General features: G+C 43.2%; 13 protein-coding genes. 2 read left to right on the top strand and 11 right to left on the bottom strand.

Annotated elements, in window-relative coordinates; all coding sequences use genetic code 11:
- Positions 1-175 precede the first annotated feature (175 nt).
- From trxC to C8N29_RS15780, 10 genes are all read right to left on the bottom strand, one after another.
- Positions 176-610, bottom strand: a complete 435-nt coding sequence (trxC, locus tag C8N29_RS15825; protein WP_107867040.1) for a thioredoxin TrxC — start codon at positions 608-610, stop codon at positions 176-178.
- 78 nt (positions 611-688) lie between these two features.
- On the bottom strand, positions 689-2,011 hold the full coding sequence (locus tag C8N29_RS15820; RefSeq protein WP_239987197.1) for a TerC family protein: 1,323 nt from the start codon (positions 2,009-2,011) through the stop codon (positions 689-691).
- A gap of 241 nt (positions 2,012-2,252) precedes the next feature.
- The gene (locus C8N29_RS15815) at positions 2,253-3,119 is read right to left on the bottom strand and encodes an alpha/beta fold hydrolase (RefSeq protein ID WP_107867039.1); all 867 of its coding nucleotides are present in this window, start codon (positions 3,117-3,119) and stop codon (positions 2,253-2,255) included.
- Between the two features lie 6 nt (positions 3,120-3,125).
- Complete coding sequence (locus C8N29_RS15810) at positions 3,126-3,560, bottom strand: SRPBCC family protein (RefSeq protein WP_107867038.1); 435 nt, start codon at positions 3,558-3,560, stop codon at positions 3,126-3,128.
- A gap of 8 nt (positions 3,561-3,568) precedes the next feature.
- The gene (locus C8N29_RS15805; RefSeq protein ID WP_107867037.1) at positions 3,569-4,000 is read right to left on the bottom strand and encodes an NfeD family protein; all 432 of its coding nucleotides are present in this window, start codon (positions 3,998-4,000) and stop codon (positions 3,569-3,571) included.
- 4 nt (positions 4,001-4,004) lie between these two features.
- The gene (locus C8N29_RS15800; protein WP_107867036.1) at positions 4,005-4,958 is read right to left on the bottom strand and encodes an SPFH domain-containing protein; all 954 of its coding nucleotides are present in this window, start codon (positions 4,956-4,958) and stop codon (positions 4,005-4,007) included.
- Between the two features lie 233 nt (positions 4,959-5,191).
- A complete protein-coding gene (locus C8N29_RS15795; RefSeq protein WP_107867035.1) occupies positions 5,192-5,911 on the bottom strand; it encodes an SRPBCC family protein in 720 nt (239 codons plus the stop codon).
- 417 nt (positions 5,912-6,328) lie between these two features.
- The gene (locus C8N29_RS15790; protein WP_107867034.1) at positions 6,329-7,039 is read right to left on the bottom strand and encodes an SRPBCC family protein; all 711 of its coding nucleotides are present in this window, start codon (positions 7,037-7,039) and stop codon (positions 6,329-6,331) included.
- Positions 7,040-7,458: 419 nt separating this feature from the next.
- On the bottom strand, positions 7,459-7,659 hold the full coding sequence (locus C8N29_RS15785) for a hypothetical protein (RefSeq protein ID WP_107867033.1): 201 nt from the start codon (positions 7,657-7,659) through the stop codon (positions 7,459-7,461).
- Entirely contained in the window at positions 7,656-8,261 is a 606-nt protein-coding gene (locus C8N29_RS15780) for an arylesterase (protein WP_107867032.1), read from the bottom strand. Before C8N29_RS15780 ends, C8N29_RS15785 begins: the two co-directional genes overlap by 4 nt.
- On the opposite strand from C8N29_RS15780, the gene C8N29_RS15775 reads away from it, so the two are divergent.
- On the top strand, positions 8,260-8,931 hold the full coding sequence (locus C8N29_RS15775; protein ID WP_107867031.1) for an ABC transporter ATP-binding protein: 672 nt from the start codon (positions 8,260-8,262) through the stop codon (positions 8,929-8,931). The genes C8N29_RS15780 and C8N29_RS15775 overlap by 2 nt on opposite strands.
- Positions 8,928-11,357 carry an ABC transporter permease gene (locus tag C8N29_RS15770; protein ID WP_107867030.1) on the top strand — a complete coding sequence of 810 codons (2,430 nt, stop codon included), beginning with the start codon at positions 8,928-8,930 and terminating at the stop codon, positions 11,355-11,357. The genes C8N29_RS15775 and C8N29_RS15770 overlap by 4 nt, the downstream gene beginning before the upstream one ends.
- 39 nt (positions 11,358-11,396) lie before the next feature.
- On the opposite strand, the gene C8N29_RS15765 is transcribed toward C8N29_RS15770, so the two are convergent.
- The coding region (locus C8N29_RS15765) for a calcium-binding protein (protein ID WP_275656213.1) at positions 11,397-12,373 on the bottom strand (977 nt) is incomplete at its 5' end.

The raw sequence follows: 12,373 nt of genomic DNA, 5'->3' as shown, positions 1-12,373 counted from the left end.
GTCATCAACTTACCACCCTACTCCCGCTTCGCTTTCGCGTCGCTTCGTCGTTGGCAGGCCGCGCATTCTACTCATTTATTCAATCCTTGCAAGCGAAAAGTCCCATTATCTTTCAACAACTGCTCGCTTTATAGCCAAAAGACGATTGATTGTTTATTTATAAAGCAAAAAAGTGCTATGCGACATAGTTTTTTAGCCATTGCTGTAGTTGTAATGCTGATAAAGCGCCCGATGTACGAGTAATTTCTTGTCCCTTCATAAAGATTAAAAGACTTGGAATGCTACGAATTTGAAATTTTGCAGCTACCTGTTGTTCTGACTCTGTATTTATTTTGGCAAATAAGGCTTGTCCAGAAAATTCTACTGCTGCTTTTGCAAACTGCGGTGCCATCATCTGACAAGGTCCACACCAACTTGCCCAAAAATCGACAACGACAGGCAATTCATGACGGTTAATGACCATATCGAATTGTGAGGCGGTCAATTCAATGACTTGGCCATTGATAATTGCTTGATGGCATTTTCCACATTGCGGTTGTTGTTGCAAACGCTCACGAGGGAGACGATTTGTGGCAAAACAATGCGGACAAACTAAATGAATAGGTGTCATATATCAATTATCCTCCCAAGTGACGATAGCTCGATGTTGGTATTAAAACGTTATATGGGGCTGTGACAGCCCCGTTGATTATGCACTGATAGGCTGCGCCCATTCACTGGCATCTGGTAATTCACCCGCAATCGACTCCAAGATATCGGTCATGGTTAACATACCGACAAAATCTCCAAACTCGTTGACTACAAAGGCAATATGGGTGGATTGACTACGCATTTGCTCCAGCGCATTGAGAATAGAGCAGCTATCGGGTAAATTGATGGTTGTGCGCACCATATTTTGCCAATCAATCGCTAGGTTAAGTAATTGCTCTTTATATAGCTCTTTCTTGTGAATAAATCCTAGCGGCTCATGCACGACACCATTTTTAACGGCCAAGATTCTGGAGTGTGTAGACTGTGCTAAGTCGTGCAAAATTTTGTCGTGGTCATCAGATATATTGATGCGGTCTATGGCGTGTCGTCCCGTCATAATGGTTTTGATGGGTCGCTCCGCAAGCTGTAATACCCCATTAATCATGATACGTTCACGACGATTAAATACGGCATCGTCCGCTTTTGCATCATCTAACATATCGACAATTTCATCGCCTACCTGATGACTATCTACTTCCCTTCCTCCCAAAATGCGCATCACCGCATAGGCCGTGCGTTCGCGTAAACTCAATTCATCTTGTAAGTGTTGTTTACGCCGTAAACGTGCGATTTGATTAAAGACTTCGATTAAGATAGAAAAGCCAATAGCGGCATATAAATAGCCTTTAGGAATATGAAAACCTAAACCTTCGGCGGTTAAGCTAAAACCAATCATCATCAAAAAGCCTAAGCACAACATAATGACGGTTGGATGGGCATTCACAAAACGGGTCAAGGGCTTACTGGCAATCATCATTAAGGTGATAGAAATGATGACAGCTATCATCATAATCGAGAGATGGTCAACCATGCCCACGGCAGTAATCACTGCGTCAATTGAGAATACGGCATCTAAAACAACAATTTGTGCAACTACAGGCCAGAATTTTGCGTGTCCTTGCGATTGCCCCTGTATATGCATAGAGCCTTCTAAACGTTCATGTAGCTCCATCGTTGCCTTAAATAGGAGAAATGCACCACCCGTCAATAAAATCAGGTCACGGCCTGAAAAGCCTTGGCTTGCAATGTGAAATAAAGGGTCGGTTAAAGTGACTAGCCAAGAGATACTGGCTAACATGCCTAAACGCATAACCATCGCTAAGGTTAAGCCAATCACTCGCGCTTGGTCTCGTTGTTTGGGCGGGAGTTTATCGGCCAAAATGGCAATAAAAATGAGGTTGTCGATACCCAGTACAATTTCGAGAAAAATGAGGGTAAAAAGTCCTAGCCATGCCGTAGGGTCTGCTAACCACTCTATCATGATGGCTGCTCCATAGAGTGTACACGTACTGTGACAGAATATGTCGTGTTAATAACAGGAATGTAAAAAGAGCAAAAAGAGTTTAACGAGTGCCAAGCACTCGGAGGTTCGCTAGAAGGGTTCATGTAAATGAAAATGCGTTATTTGGGGCTTTATTGTAGCCTAAAGCCTAAGCCTTGCTCAATGATGGAGAATTAAGGTCTGCTGTTAATACTGTTGGTTGTTTGTGCTTTTTTAATAGTTACGACACAGTCGCTGTTTGTAAGAATGTGGTCAGCACCTGTGCAACCCCGTCAACATTATCATCCAAATGCAGATGGTGCCCGCCTGCGAGTTGAACATGTGTTAATTGCTTAATAGCGTTTATACGTTGCTGATATGCTGTTCGGTCGAAGGGCAAGGTATTTTCGGCACTGATTAGCAAGGTTGGGCATTGAATGGCTGACAAATAAGCACAGACCTGTTGCTCACTAAAGCGCGTAGGCGATGATAAGCGCAGGCGTTTATCGGCTGTCCAAACCAAACCGTCTGCGACTTGTTTAGTACCACGTTGACATAATAGGCGGGCAGCCTGTTCGCCAACGGGTAGTAGACCATTCATTCGCGCTTTCACCGCATGGTCAAAACTGGGCAGAATACGACTAGTCCCCTGATGAGCATGTTGCCACTCGTTCAGCGCTGTACTTAAATGTTGCACGGAGTCTTCTACTTGACCTGTATAAGGGCCTAGTCCTTCAATGAGTACCAGTTTGTTGATAGCATCTGGCATTGCTGCACTAAATAAGACGGCAATGCCTGCCCCCATTGAATGCCCCATGAGGGTAAATGATGTCCAAGCCAGTTGTTTAACGACAGCTAAAACATCATCTAGATGGTCAACTAAATGGTAACGTACGCCTTGCGCTCTATGCTCACTATAACCGTGTCCCGCAAAGTCTAAAGCAACGACATGATAATTAGACAAATACGGTGCTAAACGGTCAAAAGTTGCCGCATTATCCAACCAACCGTGCAATGCTAATATAGGCGGCAATTGGCTATCATGCCAACAACGTGCCGCCATTAAACGACCGTTGACGTGAAAGCGGCGCTCGTGAACTTCCATCATGGGTAATTAGAGACTCTTTTTAGCCAGTTTGCTTAACCCACGTTTAATGCCTTGCCCCAAACCTACTTTGAGCACAGGCCCTAATAACGGCACGACACCTTTGAAAGTAATGGTATAACGTAAACGTGTACCACCGTTATAAGACTCAAACTGCATCACACCTAAATGCTCTTTGATAGGCGCTAATTTGCTGGTGACAGTATATTCAATCAATTGATTGGGGGTGAAGGCTGTCACGGTTTCTTCGACGGGAATCAGAGGGAAAGCACTCAATTTACGCACAGAGCCTACGCCGTTGACATCCCCCTGACCATCTTTAATACGGGTGACTGTAAAGGGAAAGAAAATCTCGCCTAAGTTATTATGATTGCCTATCCATGCAAAAACTTTTTCAACAGATTGAGGAAAATCGTGAATAATTTCAATACGTTGTTGTTTCATAAAAACTCCTAAATGACTTTTTCGACCGTTAGAATCATATCATGTACTGCCATCACTTTAACATGTGTACCGACTGGCATATCAGCACCTGATGCCTTCCACCAACTGTCATCAATATTGACACGTCCAACACCATTGACAATTGGCTCGCTGAGAATCACCTGTCTGCCCACGAGATGACGTGTACGATTATTTAAGCTACTCGCAGCATCATGCTGATGCGTAGCTGGCCTAAACTTGTACCATAGTACCAATGTCATCACACTAAAGCCAGCAAAAGCCACCCATTGGCCTAAATAATCTGTACTGAGGACAGCCACAAATGTGGTTAAGAATGCGGCGGCGGCTATCGCTAAAAAAAAGAAAGTGCCTGACAGCATTTCAATAATCAATAACAAAAAGCCAAAAGCTGCCCACCATGCATAAGGTTCTTGCCACATCGCATCACCTATTAAATAACGGCGTTGGACTATGCGGAGGAGTACTAGGCTCGGTATGTTTGAGCTCTTTTACCAAGTCACTAATCCCTGCAATTGAACCTATCACACTCGATGCTTCTAGGGGCATGAGGACTAATTTATTATTAGGTGCTTTGGCGACTTCTCCTAATGCCTCAATATACTTTTGTGCGACAAAATAATTGACTGCATGAATGTCCCCTTGTGCAATCGCCTGCGAGACCACTAAGGTTGCTTGAGCTTCCGCTTGCGCTTGACGTTCGCGCGCTTCCGCCTCTAAGAATGCCGCTTGACGGTCACCTTCTGCTTTTAAGATTTTGGCTTGTTTATCACCTTCTGCCCGCAAAATTTCAGCTTGACGATGGCCTTCGGCATCTAAAATTTGAGCCCGTTTGGTTCGCTCTGCTTTCATTTGCGAGGCCATGGCTTCGACTAAATCGTGCGGCGGTGTAATGTCTTTAATTTCTACACGGGTAATTTTTACCCCCCAAGGGCTGGTCGCTTGGTCGATGGTATTCAATAATTGGGCATTGATTTGGTCACGTTGTGACAACATGCTATCTAACTCTAAAGAACCAATCACGGTACGAATATTGGTCATGGTTAAATTGCGAATCGCATATTCTAAATTACTGACTTCATAAGCCGCTTGTGCCGCTTTGATAATTTGAAAGAAACAGACCGCATCAATCGTCACCATTGCATTATCCCGCGAGATAACTTGTTGAGGCGGTACATCTAAGACCTGTTCCATCATATTAAGTTTAGCACCTACCCTTTCGACAAAGGGCATTAAAAAGTGCAAGCCAGGCTGTAGCGTTTTCGTGTAACGACCAAAGGACTCCACGGTATATTCATAACCTTGAGGAACTTGTTGAATCGACTTATATGCCAATACAATGGCAAAACCGACGATAATCAGGACAACGAAACTTCCCATAAGCAGACAACTCCTTAGCACAAGATGACTTTTTAGGACTGAAACGACTATCGCAAGGGGTAGCCGTCTGACCAATTTCACCAACATTGCCATATACACCGTTCAGGGCGCATTGCAGTACAGACTTAAGCCCTGAGTGGTTTAGACCTTGCTAAAGATACCATTATAAAGCCTAGAAATAATATAGGGTCTGATACAGACCCTATATGTTTACGCAGCAAACAACTGGCTTGTTATTCCATATAAACAAAGTCTAAGGGGTCTTTACTTTCACGATAATACGGTAACTGCACCATACGCGATAAACCCAGCATACTGATATACGGCGCACTGCGTTGGACAAAGTTAATCGTCCACGCGGGGATAATTCCACCTGGGTCAATATAACCTTCAGACTCTAGACGCGTGGTGTTTTTATCAATGGGTGTGAATTTGATGTAATAGTCTTGAGCTTGTACACGTGTTTTACCTGGTTGAGGTGGCATAAAATCAGGCACTGCATTCAACTTCATCACCATATAACCACGTTTTGCGGTAAATGGCTCAACCACGACATGAATGATGGAGTCACGGTCTGGTACTGTTAATGGGGCGTTAAACACTTGATAAAAGTAATATTCTCGGTCAGACACCTTTTTTAGCAAACGAGATTCTTTAGTTTCCCAGAACCAGCGCTTGATATTTTCGATATCAAAGTGGAGACGCGCTAAAGTTTCTAAATCGGCATCGACAATCATTTCTACCTTGAAGGAACGAATACTTTTACCATCCTCGCGTTTAGCCCAAGTGGAAATATTTTTCAGCTTATCTTTTTTAATTTGTACCCATTCATTCGCTCGTTTACTGTCAGTTCGGAGCTCTTCGACATCATCATTACCAGAAGCCGCTATGCTGGCGACTGGTGCTAATGCTGTACACACAGCAAAAGCTATCACAGAGAGTTTTTTTAACATAATTGCTCCTGAGCGCTGACTCTCCTTGTAAGGACTGGAGAGTATTATTGTTTTTGATTCGTTTGGTCGCTGACGACCCGAATGTTTTAAGCAGTTTGCTGTTATTGTGAAGACCCTCACAGGTCACGTCTTTCTAGAGACATCTATGACTATGCCGTTATAAGTAGACGTTCTGTGGTGCTGCGTGAGTCTTTTTTCTATATAACCGAAATTTACAGAGGCCGCCACTGGCTAAAAGACGATATTGCTTTTTTTTGGCGCGAAAGGTTGTTGGAGTGAACGAGATACCATGCGGTATGGCGTTATTGATGCATCGCTTTTAACATCGACTCATAAGTTTTTGTTTTAGAACATCGATATGAATTTAAGGGCGAGTAAACGGATGGGCGATGCAAACTATCCCCCATCCTTGAAACATTATTCCATATAGGCAAAAGGCAAAGGCTCATTGAGTGGCATGTGTGCCGCCATATTCACACGACGTTGTAAGCCCAACATAGTTGAGTAGGGCGCATTACGTTGTACAAAGTTCATCGCCCATGTCGGTGCAATCCCACCTGGGTCGACAAAGCCTTCGGCTGCAATATGTACTTTGTCTTTACCCATGGGGGTGAATTTGACCGTCATATCTTGCGCTTGTACACGGACTAAATTCGCTTGTACAGGCAAATAATCGGGTACTGCGTTAATTGTTAACTGCATATAACCTTTTTTAGCGGTATAGGGTTCGACTACCGCATGCAAAATCGCGTCACGGTCAGGCATGGTCACAGGGGCGTTGTACTGCATGTAATAATAATATTCTGTGCTGGATACTTTTTTTAATAACCGTGAGTCTAAGGTTTCCCAAAACCAATGTTTAATGTTATCCACATCAAAATGTACGCGTGCAACGGTAGCTAAATCGCCATCAATCATCGCATCGACCTTAAAGTTGATACGCTTACCGTCTACCTCACGAATGTAAGTTTTAATATTGCGTGTAGTGTCATTTTTGACTAACTGCCATTCATTTTTATTGATATCTGGCCGAATATCTTTTAAGTCATTATCTACCGCAAAACTGATACTGGGAGTTACCGCTAAAGCCATCATGGATGCAAAAAGTATATGAGGTAAACGAGACATGACGACGACTCCAATTAGTAATTTGACGTGCTTGCCTCATGCGGCTGATGCCATGTTGTTATTTTTATGACTATCGCCTGAAGGCTAACTGAGATTTTTAGGATGTGTGCTAACTTACTTTTTGTTTGCATAGAAAACTGCTATGCCCATCACAGAAAGGAATGCGTCTTGACTTTTGACGGCCACTTAATTGTATCAAAATATTTTACATAAAAAACAATATCTTGCATTCAAAAAACACAGCACATTACGGCACATTTGTATAATAAAAATTCAAGACATAACATCTTCATTTTATCGGAAAATAACTACCAATTAGCACCTTTTTCAGCATTTACTATCAGAGACACTGTCTACCTTTCATCGCTCCACAACTTCCCTAACACATAAAAACAAGAAAAACTGAGTTTGTGCATGTGTTAAGGTTGAGGTAAAGCCAATTCCTTTCTTTGTTGTTGATAGGGTTGATAATCTGGCAAGGCTTGCAAACAGCGCTGCTGTTCGTTGATATCAACAGCCTTCTGACATTGTAATCGCGCATGCTCCTGAGTGCTTTGATACCATGCTTGTTGACTGCACGCTGTCAATAAAGACATAGCGAGTAGAAGATATATTTTCATAAGATTTTCTCTAAGGTTGGCCATACATGATTTAAGAGTTTGTCTTGTGCTTGTGTATTAGGATGAATGCCATCTGCTTGCATAAGGGCATCATTACCTCCCACGCCTTCCAAAAAAAATGGCACAAACGGTACTTGTTCTGTATTTGCCACATCCACAAAAACTTTTTCAAAGGCTTGGTTATAGGCTTTACCGTAGTTAGGTGGAATTTTCATGCCTAATAACAGCACTTTTACCTTTTGTTGTTTCGCTTGTTGAATCATTTTTTGTAGATTTTGCTGCATCAATTTAGGTGGTTGACCACGTAAACCGTCATTTCCGCCCAATTCCAAAATCAATATGTGGGGTTGATATTGCGTTAACACTTGCGGCAAACGGCTTAATCCGCCTGAGGTTGTTTCGCCACTGACACTGGCATTGATGACTTGATAGGACTTTTTTTGTTGTTTGAGCTTTTGTTGCAATTTTGCAACCCAGCCTTTGTTGACTTCTATGCCATAGGCCGCGCTGATACTATCACCAAAGACCACAATACTGGCTGCATAAGCGGTATTGAGTCCACTTACCACGATTAACATTAGACTAAGCCAAAACTTTGCCATGACCACACCTCCCCCTGCATTACTTGTTGCCAACCTTAACAAAACTATCGCCACAACGGAGCATGCGTTGACGATTTTGCAACAGATTGATTTGCGTATTGAACAAAGCTCTACGGTTGCGATTGTCGGTAGCTCGGGGTCGGGCAAATCGACGTTATTAGGACTATTGGCAGGCCTAGACACCCCCAGTTCTGGCTCTATTAAATTATTGGGTCAGGAGTTAAGCACTTTATCCGAAGATGAACGTGCTAGTTTACGTCAACAATATGTTGGCTTTGTGTTTCAGTCGTTTCATTTGTTACCGCATTTAACCGCCCTAGAAAATGTTTTGCTGCCACTCTCGTTAAGTAAAAATACCGATACAACATGGGCAAAACAATGCCTAGAACAAGTCGGTTTAGCTCATCGTTTGCACCATACGCCCAAACAACTTTCTGGTGGTGAGCAACAACGTGTTGCCATTGCGCGTGCTTTTGCCTGTAAACCGAAAATTTTATTTGCCGATGAACCCACAGGTAATTTAGATAGCCAAACGGGGCAGCATATTATTGATTTATTGTTTAATTTGAATACGCAACATGGCACGACCTTAGTATTAGTGACCCATGACTTAAAACTTGCCGAGCGTTGTCAGCAGCGTTTAACCTTAGCGCAAGGACACATGTTATGACATGGCGTTTATTTTGGCGTGAATTACGCGCAGGCGAATTTACTTTACTGATTGCCGCGCTGATTTTGGCAGTCACCGCCACGACGACTCTGAGTTTTTTTACCCACACCTTAGCCCAAGCGATTAATCAACAAGCCGCACGTTTATTAGCGGCGGATGTGGTGGTGGTGAGTAGTCGTCCACTACGCGCTGACTGGTCACAACTGGCACAACAACACCGTTTACAAACTAGCCAAACCATTGAATTTGCCACAGTTGCTCAACAAGGTGATAACTTTCAACTGAGTAGTATTAAAGCGGTTGCCGATAATTATCCGTTACGTGGCACACTCAGCACACAACCTAAAATGACCACTCGCACGCCCGCACAAGGCACAGTATGGGTCGAAGAGCGTTTGTTAAATTTACTCAATAGCCAAGTCGGTCAACGTATTACCTTAGGTGAAGCGGAGTTTATTATTGCCGCAACCATTGCCGTTGATGCCGATATGGGTGGTAGCTTTTCGGCTTTTTCACCCAAAATTATTATCAATATTGCAGATGTACCTAAAACCAATGCCATTCAACAAGGCAGTCGAGTGAGTTATCGCTTTTTAGTGGCAGGTAAAAGCCAAGCTGTTAGCCAATTTTCTCAACAAGCCAAAGACCAACTCAATGATTACGAACGCCTACGCGATATTCACAGTGCCAATAAACAACTCAGTAAACCGATTATTAATGCCAATAGTTATTTAAGTTTAGCCAGTATTGCCAGTGTATTATTAGCAGGGATTGCCGTTGCTTTAGCAGCACAACGTTTTAGCCAACGGCATTTTGATAGTTTTGCACTGATGAGGTGTTTGGGCTATTCGCGCCAACAATTGATTAACTTGTATGCCAGTCAATTAGCGGCAGTGAGTGGTTTTGGTTTAGTGATTGGTAGCAGTTTAGGTTTGGCATTTTCGCTGCTATTGTTTGAATTATTGGGTCAGTTTTTGCCTGTTAGCGATTTGAGTTTTGATTTTATTCAACCCTTAATCACAGGTTTAAGCACTGCCCTCCTGACGCTGATTGGTTTTGCGCTACCTGCCTTTTTACGTTTAGCACAGGTGTCACCGTTACGCGTGATGCGACGCGAATTAACGCCCGTTTCTTTGTCGATGCTGAGCAGCACAGGCATTGCTTTAGTCGCCTTATTTATTTTATTGAGTTTAGAAACAGGCAATATCACCCTCACCGCTATTGTTTTAGTCGGCGGTTTGGTGCTTGCCACTTTGTTAGGCGCATGTTGTGGGTGGTTATTAGGGTATTTACGTACTCGCATTAAGGAGCAAGCCTTTGCTAATTTAACGCGTCAACCCCAACAAACCGTTGGTCAAATTTTGGCCTTAGCGTTAGGTTTTACGGCAGTGTTATTAGTCATGGTGTTACGTAGCGATTTATTTCAACAATGGCAAACCGACCTTCCCCCTAATACCCCCAATCATTTTGCTGTCACTATTCCTGCCGAGCAAAAAGACAGTCTACAGCAACAACTTGAGCAACGTCATTGGTCGCATACCGAATTTTATCCTGTGGTTCGTGGACGTTTGGTTGCCATCAATGGCGAAGCCACCAAATCTCAGCAAAAAGACGAAGATAAACAAGACAATTCTTTAAATCGTGAATTAAATTTAACATGGACGAATAAACTGCCAGCCAATAATGAATTGGTTGAGGGCAAATGGTTAACAGGTCAACAAGCGGAAGTATCGGTCGAGAAAGACCTTGCCGAACGACTCAAGCTCAAACTCGGTGACACACTCAGTTTTCAAATGGCAGAAGGTAAAGTAGATGTAAAAATCACCAGTTTACGCACTGTAGATTGGGACAGCTTTCAGCCCAATTTTTTCTTTATTTTTCCTGAACAGGTGTTAAAAAATTATCCTGCTAGTTATTTAACCAGCTTTTATGTACCGCCTACTGAAAAAGCAAAAATGGCGGACATTATTCGTCAATATCCCACCATTATTTTTATTGATATTGCCGCCACACTTAATGAAGCACAAAAACTGTTGGCACAACTCAGCCAAGGTATTTTGGTGATTTTGGTGTTTGTGGTGTTGGCAGGCTGTTTGGTGTTAATTGCCAGTTTAGCCGCCAGTTTTGATAGTCGCTTGCATGAGGCTGCTTTATTACGAGCATTGGGGGCAAAACGTCAACAACTGCAATGGCGTACAGGTATTGAACTAGCGATTTTAGGGCTATGGGCAGGTTTATTAGCCGTCTTATTAACTGAAATTATTACGGCATTAATTAGCGTATTTTTACTAGAAGGCAAAGCGCATATTCATGCTTGGCTGTGGCTCACACCTTTATTTAGCGCAAGTTTGGTATTAGTGATTGGCTTATGGCATTTACGAAAAACATGGCAAGTGTCGCCAATGGTGGTATTAAAAGAGGTATAGGGGTTAGCGCGCGTAAGCGGCTAACCCCTGTTAAGTTTATTAATTCCAACTTGCGGCGATGATGGCATCTAACTGACTGTGTTGCTCGGAACTTAACTCGGTTTGACCTAAAGGCGGTGGCGCAATACTGGCCATTGCACTGACCAATGCCTGAACATCCGTACTCAATAAGGTCATGTTACCATCCGTCGTCTTGAACTGCTCAATCTGGTTGTCACTACTCAAGTACCAACTCTTCACCACAACCTTGTCACTCGTGCCAATAATACTCACTTCTAGGTTATTACCAACACGCTTAAACCAGAGTTGGTCTACAGCAATCCCTCCCATAAACGCCACAATGTCCGTGTTGCCTACCGTTCCATCGGCCTCTACCAGCGTGTCAATTTGATAATCTCGGCCAAACTGATATACATCGTTACCTAAACCGCCTGTTAAGGTATCGTTGCCTACACCCCCATTCAGAGTGTCTGCGCCTAATTCACCTTTGAGTTGATTGTTGCCACTATTTCCCGTCAAGCTATTATCCAAGCCATTTCCTATCCCTGTTAGATGACTTCCTCCCATCAACTCTAAGTTTTCAACTTCACTCTCCAACCCATAATTACTCATCGTACTGCGTATGGTATCTATCCCTTGACCTGCAAGTTCTGTGACCACATCTGTCGAAGTATTCACAATATAGGTATCGTTTCCTAAGCCACCATACAGGGTATCCGCACCTAAACCACCATTCAGGAGATTATCGCCACTATTTCCCGTCAAGATATTATTTAGGCTGTTACCTGTGCCGTTAATCGCGGCAGTACCTGTCAATAACAGATTTTCTAAATGACCAATGAGCGTGTAATCAATACTACTATGTACAGTATCTAGCCCTTGATTCGAGAACTCCTTCACAACATCGTCACTGCTATTGACAATGTAGCTGTCATCGCCCAAACCACCATACAGGGTATCCGCTCCCATGCCCCCATTTAAGGTATCCGCACCTAATCCCGCCGTCAGTACGTTAT

It is taken from the genome of Agitococcus lubricus (assembly GCF_003051055.1).
Classification (GTDB): domain Bacteria; phylum Pseudomonadota; class Gammaproteobacteria; order Pseudomonadales; family Moraxellaceae; genus Agitococcus; species Agitococcus lubricus.
This window is presented reverse-complemented; position numbering and strand designations above follow the sequence as displayed.